The sequence below is a fragment of the Streptomyces sp. NPDC005483 genome, from assembly GCF_040606035.1.
Taxonomy (GTDB): domain Bacteria; phylum Actinomycetota; class Actinomycetes; order Streptomycetales; family Streptomycetaceae; genus Streptomyces.
In genome coordinates this window covers 82,077-106,910 of record NZ_JBEXEA010000025.1, presented here as the reverse complement: position 1 = coordinate 106,910, position 24,834 = coordinate 82,077, and the positions used below count along the sequence as shown (strand labels likewise).

The 24,834-nt window shown below is 69.0% G+C and carries 22 protein-coding genes and 1 riboswitch; of the genes, 9 read left to right on the top strand and 13 right to left on the bottom strand.

The window, feature by feature from the left end:
• Positions 1–3: 3 nt before the first annotated feature.
• Positions 4–969, bottom strand: coding sequence for a helix-turn-helix domain-containing protein (locus tag ABZT06_RS36380; protein WP_355751108.1), 966 nt, complete (start codon positions 967–969; stop codon positions 4–6).
• A gap of 92 nt (positions 970–1,061) precedes the next feature.
• Between ABZT06_RS36380 and ABZT06_RS36375 the strand changes: the two genes are divergently transcribed.
• Positions 1,062–1,232: a hypothetical protein gene (locus ABZT06_RS36375; RefSeq protein WP_355751105.1), complete on the top strand. Its 171-nt coding sequence runs from the start codon at positions 1,062–1,064 to the stop codon at positions 1,230–1,232.
• On the opposite strand, the gene ABZT06_RS36370 is transcribed toward ABZT06_RS36375, so the two are convergent.
• The 8 genes from ABZT06_RS36370 to ABZT06_RS36335 form a co-directional block, all read right to left on the bottom strand.
• A complete protein-coding gene (locus tag ABZT06_RS36370; protein WP_355751102.1) occupies positions 1,199–1,666 on the bottom strand; it encodes a hypothetical protein in 468 nt (155 codons plus the stop codon). The genes ABZT06_RS36375 and ABZT06_RS36370 overlap by 34 nt on opposite strands.
• A gap of 103 nt (positions 1,667–1,769) precedes the next feature.
• Positions 1,770–3,824 (bottom strand): putative Ig domain-containing protein, encoded by a 2,055-nt coding sequence (locus tag ABZT06_RS36365; RefSeq protein ID WP_355751099.1) that lies wholly within the window; start codon positions 3,822–3,824, stop codon positions 1,770–1,772.
• A gap of 202 nt (positions 3,825–4,026) precedes the next feature.
• Positions 4,027–5,040, bottom strand: coding sequence for a ribonucleotide-diphosphate reductase subunit beta (locus tag ABZT06_RS36360; protein ID WP_355751096.1), 1,014 nt, complete (start codon positions 5,038–5,040; stop codon positions 4,027–4,029).
• Positions 5,040–7,409 (bottom strand): ribonucleoside-diphosphate reductase subunit alpha, encoded by a 2,370-nt coding sequence (locus ABZT06_RS36355; RefSeq protein WP_355751093.1) that lies wholly within the window; start codon positions 7,407–7,409, stop codon positions 5,040–5,042. Before ABZT06_RS36355 ends, ABZT06_RS36360 begins: the two co-directional genes overlap by 1 nt.
• A 147-nt stretch (positions 7,410–7,556) precedes the next feature.
• Positions 7,557–7,639, bottom strand: a riboswitch (cobalamin riboswitch).
• Between the two features lie 77 nt (positions 7,640–7,716).
• Positions 7,717–8,220: a GNAT family N-acetyltransferase gene (locus ABZT06_RS36350; protein WP_355751090.1), complete on the bottom strand. Its 504-nt coding sequence runs from the start codon at positions 8,218–8,220 to the stop codon at positions 7,717–7,719.
• A 128-nt stretch (positions 8,221–8,348) separates the two neighbouring features.
• Positions 8,349–9,974, bottom strand: coding sequence for a monocarboxylate uptake permease MctP (gene mctP, locus ABZT06_RS36345; protein WP_355751087.1), 1,626 nt, complete (start codon positions 9,972–9,974; stop codon positions 8,349–8,351).
• Positions 9,971–10,222 (bottom strand): DUF3311 domain-containing protein, encoded by a 252-nt coding sequence (locus ABZT06_RS36340; protein WP_355751084.1) that lies wholly within the window; start codon positions 10,220–10,222, stop codon positions 9,971–9,973. The genes mctP and ABZT06_RS36340 overlap by 4 nt, the downstream gene beginning before the upstream one ends.
• Positions 10,223–10,467: 245 nt before the next feature.
• Positions 10,468–11,232, bottom strand: a complete 765-nt coding sequence (locus tag ABZT06_RS36335; protein ID WP_355751081.1) for a GntR family transcriptional regulator — start codon at positions 11,230–11,232, stop codon at positions 10,468–10,470.
• Between the two features lie 306 nt (positions 11,233–11,538).
• Here ABZT06_RS36335 and ABZT06_RS36330 point away from each other — a divergent pair, with 306 nt between their 5' ends.
• From ABZT06_RS36330 to ABZT06_RS36315, 4 genes are all read left to right on the top strand, one after another.
• On the top strand, positions 11,539–12,822 hold the full coding sequence (locus ABZT06_RS36330) for an extracellular solute-binding protein (protein ID WP_355751078.1): 1,284 nt from the start codon (positions 11,539–11,541) through the stop codon (positions 12,820–12,822).
• A 563-nt stretch (positions 12,823–13,385) separates the two neighbouring features.
• Positions 13,386–14,366 (top strand): sugar ABC transporter permease, encoded by a 981-nt coding sequence (locus ABZT06_RS36325; protein ID WP_355751075.1) that lies wholly within the window; start codon positions 13,386–13,388, stop codon positions 14,364–14,366.
• Positions 14,363–15,205 carry a carbohydrate ABC transporter permease gene (locus ABZT06_RS36320; RefSeq protein ID WP_355751072.1) on the top strand — a complete coding sequence of 281 codons (843 nt, stop codon included), beginning with the start codon at positions 14,363–14,365 and terminating at the stop codon, positions 15,203–15,205. Before ABZT06_RS36325 ends, ABZT06_RS36320 begins: the two co-directional genes overlap by 4 nt.
• 8 nt (positions 15,206–15,213) lie before the next feature.
• On the top strand, positions 15,214–16,716 hold the full coding sequence (locus tag ABZT06_RS36315; RefSeq protein WP_355751069.1) for a glycoside hydrolase family 3 protein: 1,503 nt from the start codon (positions 15,214–15,216) through the stop codon (positions 16,714–16,716).
• Positions 16,717–16,780: 64 nt separating this feature from the next.
• Here the strand turns inward: ABZT06_RS36315 and nagB are convergent, their stop codons facing one another.
• A complete protein-coding gene (gene nagB, locus ABZT06_RS36310) occupies positions 16,781–17,566 on the bottom strand; it encodes a glucosamine-6-phosphate deaminase (protein ID WP_355751066.1) in 786 nt (261 codons plus the stop codon).
• 210 nt (positions 17,567–17,776) lie between these two features.
• On the opposite strand from nagB, the gene ABZT06_RS36305 reads away from it, so the two are divergent.
• A complete protein-coding gene (locus ABZT06_RS36305; protein ID WP_355751063.1) occupies positions 17,777–18,850 on the top strand; it encodes an SIS domain-containing protein in 1,074 nt (357 codons plus the stop codon).
• A 15-nt stretch (positions 18,851–18,865) separates the two neighbouring features.
• Here ABZT06_RS36305 and ABZT06_RS36300 read toward each other — a convergent pair whose 3' ends face one another.
• Complete coding sequence (locus ABZT06_RS36300; protein ID WP_355751060.1) at positions 18,866–19,618, bottom strand: SDR family oxidoreductase; 753 nt, start codon at positions 19,616–19,618, stop codon at positions 18,866–18,868.
• Between the two features lie 95 nt (positions 19,619–19,713).
• On the opposite strand from ABZT06_RS36300, the gene ABZT06_RS36295 reads away from it, so the two are divergent.
• Positions 19,714–20,355 (top strand): TetR/AcrR family transcriptional regulator, encoded by a 642-nt coding sequence (locus ABZT06_RS36295; RefSeq protein WP_355751057.1) that lies wholly within the window; start codon positions 19,714–19,716, stop codon positions 20,353–20,355.
• A 388-nt stretch (positions 20,356–20,743) separates the two neighbouring features.
• Entirely contained in the window at positions 20,744–22,210 is a 1,467-nt protein-coding gene (locus tag ABZT06_RS36290) for a PAS domain-containing sensor histidine kinase (protein ID WP_355751158.1), read from the top strand.
• Between the two features lie 215 nt (positions 22,211–22,425).
• Here ABZT06_RS36290 and ABZT06_RS36285 read toward each other — a convergent pair whose 3' ends face one another.
• Positions 22,426–22,683: a WhiB family transcriptional regulator gene (locus tag ABZT06_RS36285; protein ID WP_006142322.1), complete on the bottom strand. Its 258-nt coding sequence runs from the start codon at positions 22,681–22,683 to the stop codon at positions 22,426–22,428.
• A 321-nt stretch (positions 22,684–23,004) separates the two neighbouring features.
• Positions 23,005–23,973, bottom strand: a complete 969-nt coding sequence (locus tag ABZT06_RS36280; RefSeq protein WP_355751052.1) for a diacylglycerol kinase family protein — start codon at positions 23,971–23,973, stop codon at positions 23,005–23,007.
• Positions 23,974–24,145: 172 nt separating this feature from the next.
• Here ABZT06_RS36280 and ABZT06_RS36275 point away from each other — a divergent pair, with 172 nt between their 5' ends.
• A complete protein-coding gene (locus ABZT06_RS36275) occupies positions 24,146–24,595 on the top strand; it encodes a hypothetical protein (protein ID WP_355751049.1) in 450 nt (149 codons plus the stop codon).
• The last annotated feature ends 239 nt before the right edge of the window (positions 24,596–24,834 follow it).

The following is a 24,834-nucleotide window of genomic DNA, read 5'->3' as shown; positions in this document are numbered from 1 at the left end:
GGGTCAGGCGGCCGCCTCCGGACCCTGGAAGGTGCGCCGGTAGGCGTTCGGAGTGGTGCCCACCGCGCGCAGGAACTGGTGACGCAGCGCGGCCGCGGTGCCGAACCCGGCGCGGCCCGCGATCGCGTCCACCGTCTCGTCCGTCGCCTCCAGCATCCGCTGGGCCAGCAGCACCCGCTGGCGCAGGATCCAGCGGTAGGGAGTCGTCCCCGTCTCCTGCTGGAAGCGGCGGGCGAAGGTGCGCGGCGACATGTGCGCCCGCTCGGCGAGCTGCTCGACGGTGACCTCCTCGTCGAGGTGCTGCTCCATCCACACGAGCACCTCGCCGACGGTGTCGCACTTCGACCGGGGCAGCGGCCGCTCGATGTACTGCGCCTGTCCGCCGTCCCGGTGCGGGGGTACGACCATCCGCCGGGCGATCTTGTTGGCGACCTCGGGGCCCTGCTCCTTGCGCACGATGTGCAGACAGGCGTCGATGCCGGCGGCGGTGCCCGCGGAGGTGATCACCGGGTCCTCGTCGACGTACAGGACGTCCGGCTCGACCGTCAGCCGCGGGTAGGCGAGCGCGAGCTCCTCGGCGTGGTGCCAGTGCACGGTGCAGCGCCGGCCGTCGAGCAGTCCGGCGGCGGCGAGCACGAAGACGCCGGAGCACACGCTGAGCACCCGGGCGCCGCGCTCGACCCCGCGCCGCAGCGCCTCCAGCAACTCGGGCGGGAAGTCCCGGGTCTCGTAGCGGGCGCAGGCCGGTACGGCGATCAGGTCGGCCGACTCCAGCCTCTCCAGACCGTGCTCGAAGTGCATGGAGAAGCCCGACCGCGAGGTCAGCGTCGGGCCCTCGGCGGAGGCGACCGCGAAGTCGTACACGGGCAGTCCGTCGTCGCTGCGGTCGGTCCCGAAGACCTCGCAGACGACGCCGAGCTCGAAGGGGTTCACGCCGTCCAGGACGACGGCGGCCACGTTCTTCAGCATGCTGCCAGTGTGCCTCAAGGCTGGCAGTAAATCGAGGGTGTGCGGCAGTCCTGCCACTGTTTGTCAGGAGTCAACGGCGCGAGAGTAGTGACATGACTTCAGCGCAGACAGAAGGACTGATCGCCATGCTGACTGTTTTCGCCATCCTCGTCCTGCTGCTCGTCCCGTCGATGATCGGGATCGTGCACGACAAGCGGGTCGACCGTCAGATCCGGGAAGCGCAGAGGCGTTACTTCACCTCTACGGCGACCCACCACTCCTGAATGCCCTTGCAGGACACCTTGCCGGTCCCGGTGGCGCACAGCGGACGTGAGGAACTGAGCCGTACCCTGCCCGCCGAGACCGCCTTGAACGCGGAGTTCGCGTCCCCGGGCAGCAGGACGATCCCGCTGTTGGCGGCCTCCAGTCCACTGCCCTCGGTGGTGACCGGCTTCCAGGGGCGGCTCTTCGTCCCGTCCAGGGAGATCCGGAGGGTGTCACCCACCGCGAGACAGACCGTGCTGCCGCTGTCGGCCGCGTGGAGCTCCGAGGCCGGCGTGCAGTCGGGCGACGGCGACGCGGACGGGGATGACGACGAGGGCGGTGGCGACACGGTGCCGCTGCTGCCGCCTTCGCTCCCGGCCTCGGTCCCGCATCCCGCGAGCAGCAACGTCAGTACCGCGAGCGCGAGGGTGGTGTGACGGTTCGTACGGTGCATGAAGGCCTCCTGTTCCCCTTGGACGTATGACCCGTACACCTGGATCCAGGCCGGGCCCCGGTCGCCAAAAGCGGCGACCGGGGCCCGGGTCATGCGGGGGAGGTCAGCTGGTCGTCACGGCGGTGTCGTCGAGGACGAAGCTGGTCTGGAGCGAGGAGTCCTCGACACCGCTGAACTTCAGGGTGACGGTGGAGCCGGCGTACGAGGACAGGTCGATGGACTTCTGGGCGTAGCCGGAAGCCGCGTTGACGTTGGAGTAGGTGGCCAGGGTGGTCGAACCGGCGGTGACCGTCAGCTTGTCGTAGGCGGTGCTGCCGGTCTCCGCGGTGTCGATGTGCAGGTAGAAGGTGAAGGTGGCCTTGCAGCCGCTCGGCACGGTCACCGACTGGGACAGGGTGTCGGTGTGCGCGGAGCCGTACCCGTCCAGCCAGGCGTAGTACGAACCGGCGTGCGCCGACTCGTCGGTGGAGTTGGTGATGACACCGCTGGAGGAGGTCCAGGTGGTGCTGCCCGACTCGAAGCCCGGGTTGCCGAGCAGCTGCGCGGAGGTGCAGGTGCTGCCGCTCGAACCGACCGTCCAGGTGAAGGAGGCCGAGCCGGAGGCGCCGGTCGAGTCCTTCGCGGTGACGGTGACCTGGTAGGTGCCCGCGGTGGACGCCGTACCGGAGATCTTGCCGGTCGAGCTGCTGATCGACAGTCCGGTCGGCAGGCCGCTCGCGCTGTAGGTGAGGGTCGCGCCCGCGCTGTCGCTCGCGCTGATCTGCAGGCTGACCGAACCGCCGGTCGTCGTCGACTGGCTGCCCGGGTTGGTGACGGTCACGGTGTTGCCGGTGCTGGTGCCCGCGGTGAAGGCGGTGGTGCCGTTGGGGGTGCCCCAGCCGGTCGGGCCGTCGTAGCCGGTGGTCGCGGTGCAGAAGTACGAGGGGGAGCAGGAGCCGTTGTTGCCGCTGGTGACGTCGTACAGGTTGCTCGTGTGGCTGTAGGGGTACTTCGCCGGGTAGTCGCTGGAGCCCGGGGTGCCCGCCAGCGCGTAGACACCCGCGATGATCGGCGACGAGGCGCTGGTACCGCCGTAGACGGCCCAGCCGGAACCGCCGTAGGTGTCGTACACGGCCACGCCGGTGGCGGGGTCGGCGACGGCGGAGACGTCGGCCTCCATGCGCTTGGTGCAGCCGGTGTCGGTCTGCCAGCTGGGCTTGGGGTCGTAGGCCGAGCAGCCGGAGCCGGTGCCCTCGGTGGAGCTGGTCTTCCACACGGACTCGGTCCAGCCGCGGGAGTTGGAGGACGTGGACAGGGCGGTGCCGCCGACGGCGGTCACGTACTGGGAGGTCGCCGGGTACTCGGCGCCGTAGGCGGAGTCACCTGCGGAGACGGTGATGGCGACGCCCGGGTGCTTGAAGTAGGAGGTGTCCTCGCTGGTCTGGGAGGAGGCCTCGGAGCCGCCCCAGCTGTTGGACACGAACTTGGCGCCGAGCGCGACGGCCTCGTTCTCGGCGATGCCGAGGTCGGAGTCGTTCGCGGAGTTGGCCTCGACGAGGATGATGTTGCAGTTCGGGCAGACGGCGCTGACCATGTCGATGTCGAGCGCTTCCTCGCCGGCCCAGCCGGTGTCGTTGGTCGGCAGCGAGGTGGTGGAACCGGTCTGGCTGACCTGCTTGAAGCATCCGTTGGCGACCGTGCACGCCGACAGGCCGTAGGTCGAGCGGTAGGTCGCCAGGTCGGCGGCCGCGTTGGGGTCGTTGTACGCGTCGACCACGGCGACGGTCAGGCCCGTGCCGCCCGTCGAGGGCAGGTTGTAGGCACTGTGCAGGTTGGCCGGGCTGAGCCCGGAGGGCGCCGCGGCGGCGGCCGCGGACGCCAGCCGCTGCTTGATGTCGGTCCGGCGCTGGGCGAAGCAGGACGCGTGACCGGGGGACGGGGTGCCGCACAGGTGCGTGGTCGGCACCTTCTGGCCGGCCTTGCCGGTGGAGTGGAAGGTCTGACGGTCGGGGGAGGTGAGCGCCTTGGAGTTCTGGGCGGTGCGGGTGGTGTGGGTGGTCGCGGACACCGCGGGTGCCGCCTGGGCCGGTACGGCGACCAGCCCGGCGAGGCCGAGGGCGAGGGCGGGTATGGCGGTGCTCAGGAGTCTTCGCAGGCTCCGGCGGGGCTTTTCACGCATGGGGTACTGCCTCCATCGGTGGGGTTACAGGCAGGCCCGTGACGCGCGTAGCGGCGGCAGATCACGCAGTCATGAGCATGACGTGCCAGAAGCTAGCGGCCGTTGAGAAGGCGGGAGAAGCGGCGGGGGGAGATCTTTGCTGTGCCATAGCAGGCTCATGGACGGCCCATGGAAGCTCCATGGGCCGTCCAGGGCCTGGCGGCTAGAAGTCCTCGTCCAGGTCGACCGTGCCCTCCACGGCCACCTGGTACGCGGACGGACGCCGCTCGAAGAAGTTCGTCAGCTCCTGGACGCCCTGGAGCTCCATGAAGGAGAACGGGTTCTCCGAGCCGTACACCGGCGCGAAGCCGAGGCGCGTCAGGCGCTGGTCGGCGACACACTCCAGGTACTGGCGCATCGACTCCGTGTTCATGCCGGGCAGTCCGTCACCGCACAGGTCGCGCGCGAACTGGAGCTCCGCCTCCACGGCCTCCGCCAGCATGTCGGTGACCTGCTGCTGAAGCCGCTCGTCGAAGAGCTCCGGCTCCTCCTTGCGGACGGTGTCGACCACGTCGAAGGCGAAGGACATGTGCATGGTCTCGTCGCGGAACACCCAGTTGGTGCCGGTCGCGAGTCCGTGCAGCAGACCCCGGCTGCGGAACCAGTAGACGTACGCGAAGGCGCCGTAGAAGAAGAGGCCCTCGATGCACGCGGCGAAGCAGATCAGGTTGAGCAGGAAGCGACGGCGGTCGGCCTGGGTCTCCAGCCGGTCGAGCTTCTCCACCTCGTTGATCCACTTGAAGCAGAACGCGGCCTTCTCACGGATGGAGGGGATGTTCTCGACGGCGTCGAAGGCCGCCGCCCGGTCCTCCGGGTCGGGGAGGTAGGTGTCGAGCAGCGTCAGATAGAACTGGACGTGCACGGCCTCCTCGAAGAGCTGCCTGCTCAAGTACAGGCGTGCCTCGGGGGAGTTGATGTGCTTGTACAGCGTCAGCACGAGGTTGTTCGCCACGATCGAGTCACCCGTCGCGAAGAACGCGACCAGCCGGCCGATCATGTGCTGCTCGCCCTCGGACAGCTTCGCGAGGTCGGAGACGTCCGAGTGGAGGTCGACCTCCTCGACGGTCCAGGTGTTCTTGATAGCGTCCCGGTAGCGCTCGTAGAAGTCCGGGTAGCGCATGGGGCGGAGGGTCAGCTCGAAGCCCGGGTCGAGAAGGTTCTTGGCTTCGCTGGTCATTACTGGCAGGCCTCGCAGGATTCGGGGTTTTCCAGGGAGCAGGCGACGGCGTCCGTCTCCTGTTGCACGGGGACCGTCGCCCGGGCGGCGCGGGCGATACGGGTCGCCGGGCGCGAGCGCAGGTAGTACGTCGTCTTCAGCCCGGACTTCCAGGCGTACGCGTACATCGAGGAGAGCTTGCCGATGGTCGGCGTCTCCAGGAAGAGGTTCAGGGACTGCGACTGGTCGAGGAACGGGGTCCGCGCCGCCGCCATGTCGATCAGACCGCGCTGCGGGATCTCCCACGCCGTGCGGTACAACGCCCGTACGTCCTCCGGGATCCACGCGAAGTCCTGCACCGAGCCGTTCGCGTCGCGCAGCGCCTCACGGGTGCGGGCGTCCCAGACGCCGAGGTCCTTGAGCTCCTGCACCAGATACGAGTTGACCTGGAGGAACTCCCCGGACAGCGTCTCGCGCTTGAACAGGTTGGAGACCTGCGGCTCGATGCACTCGTACACGCCGGCGATCGACGCGATGGTGGCGGTGGGCGCGATGGCGAGAAGCAGGGAGTTGCGCAGTCCGGTGGCGGCGATACGGCCGCGCAGGGCCTCCCACCGCTCCGGCCAGGTGAGTTCGACGCCGGGGAAGTGGTCCGGGTGCAGGACACCCTGTGCCGTACGGGTCTTCTCCCAGGCCGGCAGCGGGCCGCTCCGCTCGGCGAGGTCGGCGGAGGCCTCGTAGGCGGCGAGCATCACGCGCTCGGCGATCCGGGTGGACAGGCGCTTGGCCTCGGGGGAGTCGAAGGGCAGGCGCAGCTTGAAGAAGACGTCCTGGAGGCCCATCGCGCCGAGGCCGACGGGACGCCACCTGGCGTTGGACCGCCCGGCCTGCTCGGTCGGATAGAAGTTGATGTCGACGACCCGGTCGAGGAAGGTCACGGCGGTGCGCACGGTGGCGTCCAGCCGCTCCCAGTCGAGGTCGCCGGTCGTCGTGTCGACGAACGCGCCCAGGTTCACCGACCCGAGGTTGCAGACCGCCGTCTCCCCGTCGTCCGTGACCTCCAGGATCTCCGTGCAGAGGTTGGAGGAGTGGACCGTGTGCCCAGGCAGGGCCGTCTGGTTGGCCGTGCGGTTGGCGGCGTCCTTGAAGGTCATCCAGCCGTTGCCGGTCTGCGCGAGGGTGCGCATCATGCGGCCGTAGAGGTCACGGGCCGGGATGGTCTTGCGCGCGAGCCCCTCGGCCTCGGCCTTGCGGTACGCCGCGTCGAACTCGTCGCCCCACAGGTCGACCAGCTCGGGCACGTCGGCGGGCGAGAAGAGGGACCACTCGGCGTCCGCGTTCACCCGGCGCATGAACTCGTCCGGCACCCAGTGCGCGAGGTTCAGGTTGTGCGTGCGGCGGGCGTCCTCACCGGTGTTGTCCCTGAGCTCCAGGAACTCCTCGATGTCGGAGTGCCAGGTCTCCAGGTAGACCGCGGCCGCGCCCTTGCGCCGGCCGCCCTGGTTCACGGCGGCGACCGAGGCGTCGAGGGTCTTCAGGAACGGGACGATGCCGTTGGAGTGCCCGTTGGTGCCGCGGATCAGCGAACCGCGGGAGCGGATGCGGGAGTACGAGAGACCGATGCCGCCGGCGTGCTTCGAGAGCCGGGCGACCTGGTGGTAGCGGTCGTAGATGGAGTCGAGCTCGTCCTTCGGGGAGTCGAGGAGGTAGCAGGACGACATCTGGGGGTGCCGGGTGCCGGAGTTGAAGAGCGTGGGGGAGGAGGGGAGGTAGTCGAGGCGGCTCATGAGGCCGTAGAGCGCGGCGACTTCGTCGAGTGCCCTGATCGTGTCGTCCTCGGCGAGGCCCGACGCCACCCGGAGCAGGAAGTGCTGGGGCGTCTCGATGACCTTGCGGGTGATCGGGTGCCGCAGGAGGTAACGGCTGTGCAGGGTGCGCAGGCCGAAGTAGCCGAAGCGGTCGTCGGCCTCGGTGTCGACCAGCGCGTCGAGCCGCTCGGCGTGGACGCGCACGAACTCGGCGGTCCGGTCGGCGATGAGGCCCTCGCGATGGCCGACGGCGACCGAGCCGGTGAACGAGGTGACGCCCTGTGAGGCGGCCTCGGCGGCGATGGAGACGGTCAGCAGCCGGGCCGCCAGCCTGCTGTACGCGGGGTCCTCGGAGATCAGGCCGGCCGCCGCCTCGGTGGCCAGCTCGCGCAACTCCGCGACCATCTCGGCGGATGCGCCCCGCGCGGACCGGCCGCGCAGCGCGGCGGCGGCGACCCGGCCGGGGTCGGCGTCGGGGAGGTCGGCGGTCAGCGCGGTCAGGGTCCGCAGCAACGCGGTTCCGGGACCGTCCTCGTCCACCAGGGTGGTCGCTGAAGCCGGGTCGGCTGGCGCGATGGTCACGTGGGGCTCTCCCTCGCTGGGCACAGGGGCCTTGCGGAGGGCAGGGGGCAGCACACGAGCGCGCACGGCGTCGCGTCCACCGGCCCATTCCACGAGGCCCGGACGTCATGACACCCGGGCCGGGATGGCACGGGCGTGCTGTCGACAGGTCCTCGGACTGACTCTCATGTGCGCTTATGCACGCATGAGTACACCGTTGCGGGACAGTTCCGGATTCACACCGGATTCCCCTGCGACGACAGCGAGCATGAGCATACATCTTGTGTCGGGTTCGGGTGACACCCCTAGATGTTGTGTCGCGGCGGTTTCAGAGTGTCAACTCATAGGCGAGGAGAGTGAAGTCCGGAGCCGCCGGTACGGGGTGCCAGTCGCGCTCCGGGGCGCGGGTGAAGCCCAGGCGTTCGTAGATGCGGTGGGCCGTGTGCATGGTGGGCTGGGTGCACAGGACGATGCCGGCGCCTGCGGCGCTCGCGCGGTCGATGCAGGCCTGTACGAGGGCTTGTCCTACGCCTATGCCGCGGGCCTCGTGGGACACGGCCAGCATGCGGATCTCCGCCTCTCCGGGGCGCGCTATCTCGGACATGGGGCCGCCGTCGGGGACGTAGGTGACTCCGCCGAGCAGTTCTGTTCCGAGGACGGCGACCAGGACTTCGGCGTGTGCCGCTCGCTTGGCCACGTCCTTGAGTTCCGAGAGGTACCAGTCGTCTTCGTCGCCGAAGGCCAGGAGGCCGTCGTCAAGGTAGGCCCTTGCCGTGATGTCGCCGAGGCGTTCGTAGTCGGCGGGTTCGGCGGGGCGGATCAGGATGTCCATGGGGGTGAGTGTGCACGAAAAGCGGGCCGCCGAGGGTCTTGCTCCCGGTGGCCCGCTGCGGGTTCGTCGTGGCTGGTTGCGCCCACGCGGCGGAGCCGCAGATCGATACAGCCCCGCGCCCCTGGAGGTTAGTGCGAGCTTCCTGCGGTAGCGGGCGGAAGTTCTACCTCCACCCCCGGGTCGCCCGCGTCCGCCGTGTAGTCCTCCGGGCTGGTCTCGTCGATGCCGTCGGGGGCCTTCGCCGCCTTCAGGACGAAGGTCAGGATCACCGTGACGACGACGTTGAGCACGAACGCGGTGAGGCCGATGTAGCCGATCTCGCCGATGCCCGGGATCTCCTTGGACGAGCCGCCGAAGTGCTTCTGGGTCGGGGAGGCGACGCCGTAGGCGGCGACCGTGCCGTAGATCATGCCGACGGCCCAGCCGGCGAGCAGCGCCCAGCGGTGGAACCAGCGGGTGAACAGGCCGCCGACCAGGGCCGGGAAGGTCTGGAGGATCCAGATGCCGCCCAGGAGCTGGAAGTTGATGGCGACCGTCTTGTCCATGGTGAGGACGAAGACCAGGGCGCCGACCTTCACCAGGAGCGAGACCAGCTTGGAGACCTTCATCTCCTGGGCCGGAGTGGCGTCCGGCTTGATGAAGTCCTTGTAGATGTTGCGGGTGAAGAGGTTCGCGGCCGCGATGGACATGATGGCCGCGGGGACCAGGGCGCCGATGCCGATCGCCGCGAACGCCACGCCCGCGAACCACGCCGGGAACATGTTCTCGAACAGCTGGGGGATGGCGAGCTGGCCGTTGGTGACCTTCACGCCGGCCGCGATCGCCATGAAGCCGAGCAGGGCCAGCAGACCCAGCATCAGCGAGTACAGCGGCAGGATCGTGGTGTTGCGGCGGATCACGTCACGGCTCTTCGAGGAGAGCGTCGCGGTGATCGAGTGCGGGTACATGAAGAGCGCCAGCGCGGAGCCCAACGCCAGCGTGGCGTACGTCCATTGGCCTGGCTCGGCGGGGGCCAGTGCGCCGCGCGGCTTCCCGGTGGCCGGGTTGGTCTGGCTGAACGCCTCGCCCGCCTTGGTGAAGATGTCGTCGAACCCGCCCAGCTTGATCGGGATGTAGATGATCGCCACCGCGATGACGATGTAGATGAGCGTGTCCTTCACGAACGCGATCAGCGCGGGGGCCCGCAGACCCGAGGAGTACGTGTAGGCCGCGAGCACGCCGAAGGCGATCAGCAACGGGAGGTCCTTCACGAACCAGTTCGTGTCCTCGCCGCCGCCGACGCCCATCACGTCGAGGACCGCCTGGATGCCGACCAGTTGGAGCGCGATGTACGGCATCGTCGCCAGGATGCCGGTGACCGCCACCGCCAGCGACAGTCCCTTCGAGCCGAACCGGCCGCGCACGAAGTCCGAGGTCGTCACATAGCCGTGCTTGTGCGAGACCGACCAGAGGCGGGGCAGGAACGTGAAGATCAGCGGGTAGACGAGGATCGTGTACGGCACCGCGAAGAAGCCGGCCGCGCCCGCCGCGTAGATCGCCGCGGGTACCGCGACGAAGGTGTACGCCGTGTAGAGGTCACCGCCCAGCAGGAACCAGGTGATCCAGGTGCCGAACGAACGGCCGCCCAGCCCCCATTCGTCGAGGCTGTCGCTCTCGGCCCGGCGCCAGCGCGCGGCCAGGAAGCCCATGACCGTGACGGCCAGGAAGAAGATGATGAAGACGGTGAGTGCCACGCCGTTGACGCCGTCGTTCACTTGGCACCTCCGTGGCGGGCGCGCTGGTCACGCTGCCAGAGCTTGTACGCGGTCATCGTCAGCGCGGTGGAGATCAGCACCCACAGCATCTGGTACCAGTAGAAGAAGGGGATCCCGATGAAGGCCGGATCCACCTTGGCGTACGAGCCGACCCACAGCATCGCCACGAACGGGGCGATCAGGCAGAGGGCGATGACCACCCGTGCCGGTGTCACCACCGGTGGTCTCACTTCAGGTGCGTCCGACATTCCCTGGCTCCGTCCCCTCGCTGATCACCTGTAACGCGCAGGCAATGTAGGTCACCGTGTCACGTCAGCGAAAGACCTCGTCCGCATATCGGTATGTCGATTCTGTGAAGCATCCATCAGGGGGCGAAGAGGGTTTTGGATGACGGTGGTTCGGACGTTCGCGGTACGCACGAGGCGGTCCTCCCGTCCAGACGGAGTCGGGAGGACCGTAGAGCAGGAAGCGTGGTTGCGCTACAGGGCGTGCATCAGTCGACGGGCCTCTTGAGGCGGGCCACGAACTTGTACCGGTCGCCCCGGTACACCGACCGCACCCACTCCACCGGCTCGCCCTTCTTGTCGAACGAGTGGCGGGACAGCATCAGCATCGGCAGTCCCACGTCGGTGCCGAGCAGGCCGGCCTCGCGCGGGGTGGCCAGGGAGGTCTCGATGGTCTCCTCGGCCTCGGCGAGGTGGACGTCGTAGACCTCGGCGAGGGCCGTGTAGAGGGACGTGTACTTGACCAGCGACCTGCGCAGGGCCGGGAAGCGCTTGGCGGAGAGGTGGGTCGTCTCGATGGCCATCGGCTCGGCGTTGGCCATGCGCAGGCGCTCGATGCGCAGCACCCGGCCGCCGGCGGTGATGTCGAGGAGCTCGGCGAGACGGTCGTCGGCGGTGATGTAGCCGATGTCGAGCAGTTGCGAGGTGGGTTCGAGACCCTGGGCCCGCATGTCCTCGGTGTAGGAGGTGAGTTGCAGTGCCTGGGAGACCTTCGGCTTGGCGACGAAGGTGCCCTTGCCCTGGATGCGCTCCAGCCGTCCCTCGACCACCAGCTCCTGCAGGGCCTGGCGGACGGTGGTGCGGGAGGTGTCGAACTCGGCGGCGAGCGTGCGCTCGGGCGGTACCGGAGTACCGGGCGACTGCGTCTCCGTCATGTCGAGCAGGTGCTTCTTCAGGCGGTAGTACTTGGGCACGCGCGCGGTACGGACGCCTGACCCGCCATCGGTCTCCGCACTGCTGACGTCGCTGCTCATGGTCTGCCTTCCCGGCTCCGGATGCGGATCACATCGTGATCCCTTCTGTATACCGTTGCCGTCTCTTTTGGTCTAGTCCACAGGGCTAAGTGGTCTAGCGGACGAGGGTACTCCGGCGTCGCTGTTTTCGCTGGCTTCTTTACTAATGGTTCCTGCATATGTAGGTCGCATAACGGCTGGTCAGGGCCGTTTCGAGCACCCTTGACAGGCTTCCTGGTCTGGTCCAAGCTCCCCCTACTGGTCTACACCATTGGTCCAGGTCCCGGCCTGTGGGCGGGAGGTGTGGGCATCCCTGAGGAGGGTGGCGTGAAGCGCAAGCTGATAGCCGCGATCGGTATCGCGGGCATGGTGGTCACCGTCGCGGCGTGTGGGGGCAGCGACAGCGGAAGTTCGGACAACAGCGGCGCGGACGCCAAGGAGCTGACCGTCTGGCTCACCGTCGACGCCCAGAACAACTGGCCCCAGCTGGTGAAGGCCGCAGACGCGGCGGTCCAGAAGAAGCACCCCGGCGTCAAGATCAACCACGAGTACTACGGCTGGCCCGACAAGAACACCAAGCTCGACGCGGTCCTCGCCACCGACAAGGCCCCCGACGTGGTCGAGATGGGCAACACCGAGATGCTCGGCTACATGGTCAAGGGCGCCTTCGCTCCCCTCGACACGTCGAAGTTCACCAACTCGTCCGCCTGGCTCGACGGCCTCAAGGCCTCGGTGAGCTACGACGGCAAGACCTACGGCGTCCCGTACTACGCGGGTGGCCGCGTCGGCAACTGGCGCAAGGACGTCTTCGCCTCGGTCGGCGTCAAGTCCACCCCGAAGACCTATGCGGAGCTCACCGCCGCCCTCGACAAGGTTCAGAAGAAGGAGGGCGACAAGTTCTCCGCCTGGTACCAGCCCACCCGTGACTGGTACGCGGCCATGTCCTTCGTCTACGACGCCGGCGGCTCCATCGCGGTCGACTCGGGCGGCCAGTGGAAGGCCAACCTTTCCTCGCCCGAGTCGGTCAAGGGCCTCACCGAGTTCAAGAACGTCATCGACAAGTACATGCACGGCGACAAGACCAAGGACGAGTCCGACCGGTACATCGTCTACGGCCAGGGCAAGTCCGGCATGATCTTCGGCGCGGCCTGGGAGGGCGCGACCTCCGCCGACCCGAAGAACGACAAGACCGGCAAGCTCAAGGACAACCTCGAGAACTTCGTGATGCCCGGGCCGTCCGGCAAGAACATGCCCGTGTTCCTGGGCGGTTCGGACCTCGCGGTGCCGGTGAAGTCCAAGGCGCAGGCCCTCGCCGCCGAGTGGATCAACGCGTTCACCGGTCCGTCCGGCCAGAAGGGTCTGATGGCCAAGGGCAACCTGCCCAACAACAAGACCGACCTCGCCACCCTGAAGAACGACCCGGCGACCGCGGTCCCCGCCACCGCGGCCGAGTCCAACTGGTTCGTCCCGATGGCCCCCGGCTGGGGCCAGGTCGAGAAGGCGCAGGTCCTGCAGACCATGCTCCAGAACATCGGCACGGGCAAGAAGTCGGTGGAGGCGGCGGCCAAGGAGGCCGACGCGGCGATCGACAAGGTCATCAACACCAAGTGACCGCGGGCAGGGCCTCGTTGAGAGCGGCGGGGCCCTGCTTCCCGTACTTCGGTACGGGGTTCGACCTCCGAACGACCTGCGCGGGGCCGTGCTCGTCGTACTGGCGGTGCGGAGTTCCGGTCCGGTACGGCCGGTGCGGGGCTGTGTTTCCCGTACTGCCTGTGGGGGGTTCGGCTCCCGTATCACCCGTGCGGGGCCCTGCTTCCCGTACCGACTGTGCGAGGTCCACTCCCGTACCGCCGGTGCGGCGCTGGTTCCCGTACTGCCGGTGCGGGGTTCGGCTCCCGTATCACCCGTGCGGGGCTCTGCGTCTCGTACCGACTGTGCGAGGTCCACGCCCGTACTGCTTGCTGGTGCGGGGTTCGAGTCCGGCACGGTCGGGGCGGGCGCTGGTTCCCGTACCACCTGTGCGGGGCCCTGCTTCCCGTACTGCCCGTGCGGGGTCCACGCCCGGAGCGCCCGGGCGGGCTTCGGACCCGCATGACCTGTGCGGGCTTCGACATCCGCACGACCCGTGCGGGCTTCGCTTCCGTACGACCAGAAGGATCGCTGAGGAGCGCGCGATGAGTGCCGCAGACACGACCACCCCCGCCAAGGCGCCGCCGCCGATGGCCGTACCGCCGCCGCCCCCGCCCGCGCCGCCGAGCAGAAAGCGCGCGTTCAGCGGCACTCCCTGGCTGCTGCTCGCCCCCTGTCTGCTCGTCCTCGCCCTGGTCATGGGCTATCCGCTGGTTCGCCTGGTCACGCTGTCCTTCCAGAAGTTCGGCCAGTCCCAGTTGTGGGGCTTCCTGCCCGCCCAGTGGATCGGCTTCGACAACTTCACGGGCGTACTGAACGACGGCGAGTTCTGGGCGGTCGTCGTCCGGACCATCGTCTTCGCGGCCGGCTGCGTCATCTTCACGATGGTCGCCGGCATGCTGATCGCCCTGCTGCTCCAGCGGGTCTCAGGCTGGGTGAAGACCCTCGTCAACATCGCCCTCGTGGCCAGCTGGGGCATGCCGATCATCGTCGCCACCACCGTCTTCAAGTGGCTCTTCGACGCGGACTACGGCGTCCTCAACGCCCTGCTGAGCAAGCTGCCCGGGGTCGACATGATCGGCCACAACTGGTTCGCGAGCGGGCCCCAGGGCCTGGCCGTGATCATGCTCCTGGTGGTCTGGGGTGCCGTGCCCTTCGTCGTGATCACCCTCAGCGCCGGCCTCACCCAGGTCCCCGCCGAACTGGAGGAGGCGGCCCGGCTGGACGGCGCGGGCGCCTGGGGCGTCTTCCGGTACGTCACCCTGCCGATCCTCAAGCCGATCATCGTGATGCTGACGACCCTCTCGGTCATCTGGGACATGGGCGTCTTCCCCCAGGTCTTCGTCATGCGCAACGGCCACCCGGAAGCGGAGTTCCAGCTCCTGACCACCTACTCCTACGACCGGGCCTTCGTGGTCAACGACTACGGGCAGGGCTCGGCGATCGCGCTCATCACCGTGCTGCTGCTGCTCGGTGTGGTCGCCGTCTACATGCGCCAGATGCTGAAGATCGGAGAGGTCGAATGAGCACCCTCGCTCCCGGGACGCCCCGCAGGTCGAGGTGGGGCTGGAACCTCCTCGGTGTCCTCGTCTTCCTTGCCGCCGGCTTCCCCGTCTACTGGATGGTGAACACGGCGTTCAAGCCCGCCAAGGACGCCATCGACCCGGACCCGAGCCTGCTGCCGACCGGCCTCACGCTCGACAACTTCCGGCGCGCGCTGGACATCGCCGACTTCTGGGGCCCGGTCGGCCGCAGCCTCATCGTGTCCCTGTCGGTCGTGGCGATCGGCATCGTGGTGGGCACGCTGGCCGCGCTCGCCATCTCCCGCTTCGACTTCCGCGGCCGCAAGGTCGTGATCGTGGCCATCCTGGCGGTCCAGATGGTCCCCCTGGTCGCGATGATCATCCCGGTCTTCCTGCTGCTCAACGACCTCGACCAGTACGACAAACTGTCGGGCCTGATCATCACGTACCTGACCTTCATCCTCCCCTTCACGGTGTGGACGCTGCGCGGCTTCATCGTCAACATCCCCCGGGAACTGGAGGAGGCGGCGATGGTGGACGGCTGCTCCCGCACCAGCGCCTTCATCCGCGTGGTCTTCCCGCTGCTCGCCCCCGGCATGGTCGCCACCTCGGTCTACGGTTTCATCCTGGCCTGGAACGAGTACCTGTACGCCCTCATGCTGCTCAGCCAGGAGCACCAGACCGCGACCGTCTGGCTCGGCAACTTCACCACCAAACACGGCACCGAATACGCCCCGATGATGGCCGGTTCCACCATGATGGCCGTCCCGATCGTGGTCCTCTTCCTCCTCGTCCAGCGCAAGATGGCCGCGGGCCTCACCGCGGGCGCCGTGAAGGGATAACGCCCCCGATGACGACTTTCGCCAGCGGCACCACTGCATCGAATTGGGAAAGGGGCTTGACGCGGGACGCCCTGACCGTCCTCCAGCCCGGCTTCACCGGCACCACCGCCCCCGACTGGCTGCTCCGCCGCCTCGGCGAGGGCCTCGCCTCGGTCGGCCTGTTCGGCCGCAACATCGCCTCACCGGAGCAACTGGCCGCCCTGACGGCCCAGTTGCGCGCCGAACGCGACGACGTCCTGGTCGCCATCGACGAGGAGGGCGGTGACGTCACCCGCCTGGAGGTGCGCACCGGCTCGTCCTTCCCCGGCAACCACGCCCTCGGCGCGGTGGACGACCTGGAACTGACACGAAAGGTGGCCGCGGAACTGGGCCGCCGCCTCGCGGCCTGCGGGGTCAACCTCAACTGGGCCCCCTCGGCCGACGTGAACTCCAACCCGTCCAACCCGGTGATCGGTGTCCGCTCCTTCGGCGCCTCCGCCGACCTGGCCGCCCGGCACACGGCGGCCTATGTCACCGGGTTGCAGTCGGCGGGCGTCGCCGCCTGCACCAAGCACTTCCCGGGCCACGGCGACACCGCGATCGACTCCCACCACGCCCTGCCGCGCATCGACGTGGACGAGTCGGTACTCCTCGAGCGGGAACTGCGGCCCTTCCGCGCGGCCATCGCCGCCGGCACCCGCGCGGTGATGACCGCCCACATCCTGGTCCCGGCCCTGGACCCGGACCGCCCGGCGACACTGTCCTCCAAGGTGCTCAGCGACCTGCTCCGCCGTGAACTCGGCTACACCGGTCTCGTCGTCACCGACGGCATGGAGATGCAGGCCATCGCCGGCACCTACGGCATCGAGCGCGGCAGCGTCCTGGCCGTCGCCGCCGGCGCCGACGCGATCTGCGTGGGCGGCGGCCTCGCCGACGACGAGACGGTACGGCGCCTGCGCGACGCCCTGGTCTCGGCGGTCCGCTCGGGCGAACTCCCCGAGGAGCGGCTCGCGGAAGCGGCGGAACGCGTCCGTACGCTGGCCCACTGGACGGCCGCCGGCGCGGCCGACACGCAGCCGCCGGCCGACGAGGAGGTGGGACTGCGCGCGGCCCGAAGGGCGTTGCGCGTCACCGGCGCGGACGGCTTCACCCCCCTCACCACGGCGCCCTACGTCGCCGCCTTCACCCCGATGGCCAACGTGGCCGTCGGCGACGAAACACCCTGGGGCGTCGCCGCCGAACTCGCCCGTCTGCTCCCCGGCACGGAAACGGGCAGCTTCGCAGGCGAGGATGCGGGCCTCGCCACCCTGGCCGCGGCCGGTCCGCGCCGCATCGTGGCCGTGGTCCGCGACGAACACCGCCACCCCTGGATGGGGACGGCCCTGGACACCGTCCTCAGAACCCGCCCCGACACCATCGTGATCGAAATGGGTCTCCCCCAGGCCCCGGTCCGAGGAGCCCTGCACATCGCGACCCACGGCGCGGCAAGGGTGTGCGGCAGAGCGGCCGCGGAGGTCATCGCGGGGGAGTAGGCCCTACGACAGGACAGGTGCCGGTCCCCTCCGAGGGGACCGGCACCTGTCTTCGCCAGGGGCCCTAAATCCCCTGCCAGTCAGGCTTGTTGACGAAGGTGTGCCGGAAGTAGTCCGCCAGCTTCAACTTGGAAGCAGCCCCCTCGTCCACGACCACCGTCGCATGCGGGTGCAGCTGAAGTGCCGACGCAGGGCACACCGCGGCGACCGGCCCCTCCACCGTCGCCGCCACCGCGTCCGCCTTGCCCTCACCGGTGGCGAGCAGCACCAGATGCCGTGCCTCGAGAATCGTCCCGATCCCCTGGGTGATCACATGGTGCGGCACCTGCGCGATGTCCCCCTCGAAGAACCGCGCGTTGTCCACCCGGGTCTGCTCGGTCAACGTCTTGATCCGGGTCCGCGAGGCCAGCGAGGAACACGGCTCGTTGAACCCGATGTGCCCGTCCGTCCCGATCCCGAGCAGCTGCAGATCCACGCCCCCGGCCTCCGCCAGCGCCGAGTCGTACGCCTCGCACGCGCCGGTGATGTCCTGGGCCGTCCCGTCCGGCCCCATGAAGGAGGCCATCGGTATCCCGAGCGGCTCCAGCACCTCGCGCCGCAGCACCGAACGGTAGGACTCCGGATGTTCGGCCGGCAGCCCCACGTACTCGTCGAGCTGGGCTATCCGCGCCTGCGAGGCGTCCACGGCACCGGACCGCACCTTCGCCGCCAGCGCCTCGTAGATGGGCAGCGGGGTGGAGCCGGTCGCCACACCGAGCAGGGCGTCGGGCTTGCGCCGGAGCAGCTGGGCCATGGCCTCGGCGATGAGCTCGCCACCCGCCTTGGCGTCCGGAACGATGACAACTTCCACGCTGGGCCTGCCGATCTGAGGAAACGGTCTGATCTGTAGCAACGGTCTGAACAGAGAGGGCTCGACCGGACCCCGGTGCGGCCCATGTGGTTTAGACCAATCTAACAGAATCGGGTTCCACCGCCCAGGTCCCCGAACGCCGCCACCCCGTCACATCGCGGACAGGCGCCATTTCGCGCGGGGGAGTGGAACGGGGAGTGGAACAGGGCCATGACCACCGTCACGACACCCGACCCGCAGAGCGAACTCCCCGGCCGGATCATGGCCCGCGAGATGGCCGAACAGCCCGCCGTCCTGCGCCGCATCCTGGACGAGGGCGCCCCGGCCGTCCGCAAGGCAGCCCAGGAGATCGCCGCCCGCGCACCCCGCTTCGTCCTGCTCACCGCCCGCGGCACCTCCGACAACGCGGCCCTCTACGCCAAGTACCTCCTCGAAGTCCGCCTCGGCCTGCCCTGCGGCCTGAGCTCCATGTCGACCACCACCGCCTACGGTGCCCGCCCCGACCTCACCGACGTCCTCGTCGTCACCGTCAGCCAGTCCGGCGGCTCCCCGGACCTGGTGGCCTCGACCCGGGCCGCGCGCGAAGCCGGCGCCATTACCCTCGCGGTGACCAACAATCCCGACTCCCCGCTGGCCGGCGTCTCCGAGTACCACATCGACATCATGGCCGGACCGGAGAAGGCCCTCCCCGCGACCAAGACCTACACGGCCTCCCTCCTCGCTCTCTATCTCTTCGTCGAAGGTCTGCGCGGCGGCGACGGAGCGCCCGCCCGGGGACTGCCGGACCTGGCCACCGGACTGCTCGCCCGGCAGGACGAGGTCCGCGCCCTGGCCGCCCGCTACCGCTTCGCCGAGCGCATGGTGATCACCTCCCGCGGCTACGGCTACCCCACCGCCAAGGAAGCCGCCCTCAAGCTGATGGAGACCAGCTACATCCCCGCCCTCGCCTACTCCGGCGCCGATCTGCTCCACGGCCCCCTCGCCATGGTCGACAACGTCTCGCCGGTCATCGCGGTCGTCACCGACGGCAAGGGCGGCGAGGCCCTCCAGCCCGTCCTCGACCGGCTGCGCGGCCGGGGTGCGGACCTGGTCGTGGTCGGCCCCCGGAGTCAGGTCGAGCAGGCCTCGGCCGGCTTCGTCCTGCCCACCGACGGCGTGGCCGAGGAGGTCCAGCCCGTCCTGGAGATCATCCCCCTCCAGCTCCTGGCCTACGAGGTCACCATCGCCCGCGGCCAGGACCCGGACGCGCCGCGCGCCCTGGCGAAGGTGACGGAGACGCACTGATCCTGGCGGGACGGCTCACGGCATCGAACCTCCCGTGGCATCCACCCAGCTCCCGGTCACCCACCGCCCGTCGTCCGAGGCCAAGAAGGCCACCACGTCCGCGACATCGGCCGGTGTCCCCACCTTCCCCAGCGCCGAAAAGGCCTCCGCCCGCGCCCAGCCGCCCTCCGTGCCGTGCAGCAGCTCGGCGGTGTTGTCGGTGTCGATCAGACCGGGTGCCACCGAGTTCACCCGGATACCCCGGATGCCCAGGACCTTGGACAGATCGCGGGAGAACACGTCCAGTGCGCCCTTCGTCATGGCGTACGCCATGTTGTGCGGCATCGCGGCGGTACGGGCCAGCCCCGACGAGACGTTGATGATCCGGCCGCCGTCCCGGAGTCGTATCGAGCCCTGTTTGACCAGGAAGAACGGCGCCTTTACATTCACCGCGAAGAGCCGGTCGTATTCCCCTTCGTCGATCTCCTCGATCGGGCGGGAGGAGCCGATTCCCGCGTTGTTCACCAGGATGTCCAGCCCGTCCGCGTGCCGGTCGAACTCCTCCCAGAGAGCGTCGACGGCTCCGGGTGTCTCCAGCTCGGCCCGGATCGTGAAGGCGCGGCCGCCGGCCGCCTCGATCGCGGCGACGGTCTCCTTCGCCGCCGCTTCACTCCTGCCGTAGTGCACCGCCACCCGCGCGTCGTCCCGCCCCAGGCGCTCGGCGATGCCCCGCCCGATCCCCCTGCTCGCCCCTGTCACCAGAGCGGTCCTGCCCGTGAGCGCGCCCATGTCAATTGCCCCCTGTTTTCTCTAGCGGTCGCTACAGAAAAAACCGTACAGGGTCCCCACGTCCTTTATCTAGTGCCCGCTATACAATTCACTCCATGGTGGGCAGCGAGGGAGCGGAAGTGCAGGTCAAGCCTGCGGTCGGCAGATCGAAACCCCGTGGGCGCCCTCGGTCCTTCGACCGTGAGACCGCCCTGGAGAAGGCGATCCTGGCCTTCTGGGAGCACGGATACGAGGCCACGTCCGTCTCCGACCTCACCCGCGTCATGGACATCGGGGCCCCCAGTCTCTACGCGGCCTTCGGTGACAAGCGGTCGCTGTTCGAGGAGGTCGTGAAGGAGTACGGGGTCCGGTACGGCTCCTTCGGTGACCGTGCCCTCGCCGAGGAGCCCACCGCCCGGGCCGCCGTGCGGCGGATGCTGCGGGAGGCCGCCGTCGAGTACACGGCCCCCGGCCATCCGCACGGCTGCCTCGTCATCCATGCCGCCACCAACTGCTCCACCCCGGAGGTCGAGGAGTCGCTGCGCGCGCGGCGCAACGCCAACATCGCCGCCCTCGAGAGCCGTATCGGCGCCGGCATCGCCGCAGGGGAGCTGCCGGCCGGAACCGACGCCGCCGCGCTGGCCCGGTACACCGGGGCGGTGATCCAGGGCATGTCCCAACAGGCGCGCGACGGCGCGAGCCGGGTGGAGTTGGAGGCGGTCGCGGAAATTGCCATGACCATCTGGCCCCGCACATGAACCCACACGCGTTAGGCTGCGTGGTGGATGTCAGGGCGTCCGACCCGTTGGCTCCCGCGAGGGAAAGCTCCAACAACAAACAGGCTCCAACGCATGGACACACCTAGTGGTCTAGTCCACAATTGAACCGCGACTTCCGTCTTCCCCGCACAGGAAGGCGGACCGAGGAACCGGAGCTCTCTGCCCTGACTGCCCCGGGTCCTCATCCTCGGCCGACCGGGACCGCACACCCCGCGGCCGATGTTGCTCCGGGCTGCGGTGCCGGGAAGGTTGAGGGTCCTTCCCAGGCGCCGCGGCCCGCGGGTGTTCCCGGGCTCGGAATTCCATCGGCGTACGGTGTTTTTAGGTCACTCACATACCCCCAGGTACGCTCGCACCCGTGCCCTCCATGAACGAACTGGTCCGCCAGCACACCGCCCTCGACGACTCCGACCTCGAGTGGCTGCATCTGCTGGTCTCGGAGTGGCAGTTGCTCTCCGACCTCTCCTTCGCCGACCTCGTGCTGTGGGTCCCCACGCGCGACGGCACCCGCTATGTCTCCGTCGCCCAGATGCGGCCCAACACCGGCCCCACCTCCTACCAGGACGACATGGTCGGCCACCTCGTCCCGCGCGGCCGCCGCCCGCTGCTGGACGCGGCGCTCGACGAGGGCCGGATCGTGCGCGAGGGCGACCCGGAGTGGCGCGAGGAGGTCCCGGTCCGCGTCGAGTCGATCCCGGTACGACGGGAGGGGCGCGTCCTCGGTGTCATCGCGCGCAACACCAACCTGCTGACCGTCCGCACCCCGAGCCGTCTCGAACTGACCTATCTGCAGAGTGCGTCCGACCTGGCCCAGATGATCGCGGCCGGCTCCTTCCCGTTCCCCAACCAGCAGATGGACATGGACGCGGCCCCCCGCGTCGGCGACGGCCTGATCCGCCTCGACGCGGACGGCATCGTCCAGTACGCCTCCCCGAACGCCCTGTCCGCCTACCACCGCATGGGCCTCGCCTCCGACCTCGTCGGCCAGCACCTCGGCAGGACCACCGCCGAACTCGCCCCGACCCGCGGTCCGGTGGACGAGGCACTCGCCAAGGTCGCCAGCGGCTGGGCGCCCCGTGAGTTCGAGATCGAGGCGCGTGACGGGGTCATCCAGTTCCGGGCGATCCCGCTCAAACCCAAGGGCACCCGCATCGGTTCACTGGTCCTGCTACGGGACGTGACCGAACTGCGCCGCCGCGAGCGTGAGTTGATCACCAAGGACGCGACCATCCGGGAGATCCACCACCGGGTGAAGAACAACCTCCAGACGGTGGCGGCCCTGCTCCGCCTCCAGGCCCGGCGCATCGAGTCCGACCGCGGCCGGGAGGCGCTCGAAGAGGCGGTACGGCGGGTCGGCTCGATCGCGATCGTGCACGAGACGCTGTCTCAGAACCTGGACGAGCGTGTGGAGTTCGACGAGATCGCCGACCGCGTGCTCGCCATGGTCGCCGAGATCTCCCCGGGCAAGGTCACCGGCCGGCGCAGCGGACGCTTCGGCATCCTGGACGCCGAGGTCGCCACCCCGCTGTCCATGGTCCTCACGGAAATCCTACAGAACGCCCTGGAGCACGGCTTCCGCGAGGGCGAGACCGGCACGGTCGAGGTCTCGGCCGTCCGCGGCGGCACCACGAAGGAAGCCCGCCTCCTTGTCACCGTCCAGGACAACGGCGTCGGTCTGCCCGAGGGATTCGACCCGCACACCGCGGGCAACCTGGGCCTGCAGATCGTACGGACGCTGGTGGAGGGCGAGTTGGGCGGCACGTTCGACATGGTCCCGGCACCGGAGGGCGGCACCCGCGTGATCCTGGATGTGCCGGTGCAGGCCCACAAGTAGGGCGGTAGGCGGCGAGCAAGGCCACAGGTGACGAGCAAGGCCGTGCACAAGGCCGGTGGACAGCAAAAAGCCCCGGACCGTTCAGGGGTCCGGGGCTCAAATGCTCGTTGCCAGCGTGTGCTGCGCATCGGGGGTACTGCGCGCTGCGGCTCGGGGGCGGGAGAAGCGTACGCGGTGTACGCGCCGCCAAGCTCAGGCTGTGCGGGGTGGGTGTGTCAGGCGGAGGCCTGACGGGCCCGGTTGCGGGCGGCACGGCGCTTCATGGCGCGACGCTCGTCCTCGCTGAGACCACCCCAGACGCCGGAGTCCTGACCGGACTCGAGCGCCCACTGCAGACACTGATCCATAACGGGGCAGCGACGGCAGACGGCCTTGGCTTCCTCGATCTGCAGCAGCGCAGGACCGGTGTTGCCGATGGGGAAGAAGAGCTCGGGGTCTTCCTCGCGGCAAACGGCGTTGTGACGCCAGTCCATGGCTGCTACCTCTCCTTGGTATTACGTGCAAGTTGCTTGTGAATGTGAACGCTTTCACGAATCCCTCAACAAGTGAAGGGCCGATCACCGAGTCTTCCCCGGTGTGGTCCTGTGGATTGAAGAGGGGTTCCGGTGGCCTGTGGACGCTGGTGTTGCGGGCTGTCCCGACCGCCACGTAGAGACTCGCAAACCTCAGCGGCGGATACAACCCCTTCCGGAAAGTTTTTTTTGATTCCTCGGTGTCGACTAGGTCACAGCCGTACTTCCATGGGGTGGACCCTGGTCTAAACGTTCGAGTGAAAGGACTTTAGCCCCTTCTGCTCACACAATCACACGCAGTGCACGGCGTACGCCTGTGAACGTCACGCTCGTACGCAGTCCGAGGTGGTCGCCGTCCATCTGGAGGGGCAGGGGCACCTTCGAATGCAAGGTGAACTGGTCCAGGTCGTGCAGGGACACGGCGTGCTTGCCGTGGGGGCCGCGCTCGGGGGACGAAGTGAGCAACTGGGTGCCATATCGGGCGATCGAGGTCGTCGTCATACGGCTGAGAGCGAGTACGTCGAGGCCTTTATCGAACGACGCCTTAGGTGACGCGTACATCGGGTGATTGCCCAGGAAGGTCCACGGAGAGGTGTTCGAGACTATGGACAGGACCAGATCGGTCACCGGCTCCGCATCCGGACGCTCCAGGGTGATCGTCCCGTGCCGGCGGTGCGCCTCGCCGAAGAACTGGCGCAGTGCCTGACGGACGTAGAGAGCGTGTGTGGATTTCCTGCCGCGCTCCCTCTGCTGCTCGACCCGGCCGACGACGCCGGCGTCGAATCCGAGCCCCGCGTTGAAGGTGAACCAGCGCCCCGGCACGGCCTCGTCCTCGGTGCCGGGTGTGCCCGAGGCCAGACCCAGGCCGACCGTACGCTCGCTGCCCTCGCGCAGAGCGTCGAGGAGGGCGCCGGTGGACTCCACGGCGTCGTTGGGCAGGCCGAGGGCGCGGGCGAAGACGTTGGTGGAGCCACCGGGGACCACGGCGAGGCCGGGGAGGTGCTCGGGGGCGGGGCCGGCGTGCAGGAGGCCGTTGACGACCTCGTTGACCGTGCCGTCGCCGCCCAGCGCCACGACCAGGTCGATGTCCTTGCTCTCCGCCGCCTGCCGGCCCAGGTCGCGCGCGTGGCCGCGGTACTCGGTGGTGACCGCTTCCAGTTTCATCTCGCTCGCGAGCGCGTGGATCAGGACATCGCGCGTACGTGCGCTTGTGGTGGTTGCCGCCGGATTGACCACGAGAAGTGCACGCATGGGTTGCAGCGTACCTACTGGGTGGTACCGGGCACAGGTCGAGGTAGGGATCACGTAAGACTTCGGCGCGTGAACCTTGCCACGCGGAGGCGTGGGGCAACCTCCGCGCGGCGGTGTGCGTTGCCCACGCCGCACCCGCGGCGCCTCCGGGGGCGCGGGCTACTCTTCAGGGGTGAGCAGCGAGCAGATTCCCGCCACCCCCGAGACCGCCGGTCCGCGCCCGCGGCGCCTGACGTACGCCGCCGCCCTGGCCGCCCTCGAAGGGCTCGCGCTCGTCGCGGGAGGCGTCTGGATGCTCGTGGAGGGCCTGGCCGGCGACCCGGACGACCGGCAGTCGGCCGTCACCGGGGGCATCACGCTGATCGTCCTCGCACTGCTGCCGCTCCTCGCCGCACGCGGGCTGCTCGGCCGGCGCAGCTGGAGCCGGGGGCCGGCCGTCATCACCCAGATCATGGCCCTGCCCGTCGCCTACAACCTCCTCCAGGCCGACAGCGTGGCGATCCCGGCGGGCATCGCCCTCGCGGTCGTCGCGGTGGCCGCGCTGATCCTGCTGATCAACCCGGCGACGACCCAGGCGCTCGGAATCAGGGGACCGGGACGGGCTGAGGACGGCAAGCGGTAGCCGTTGGGGGTGTGCGCCGGCTGCGATCGTGGGGCTCGGCGCTTGTCCGGTCGGGGAGGAAGGGTCGTCGCAGCGGAGCCGTCGTGCCGGTGCACGGCCGTTGATCGCGGCCGGTGGCAGTCGTAGAAACCGAGAGGGCGGCGGCGACCGTACAGCAGTCGAACCCCGGCCCCGGAACGCCGGCGGAGCCGTGGGGCGCATGCGAGGGACGACCTACGGCCCCAGCTCCTCGGCGCTCC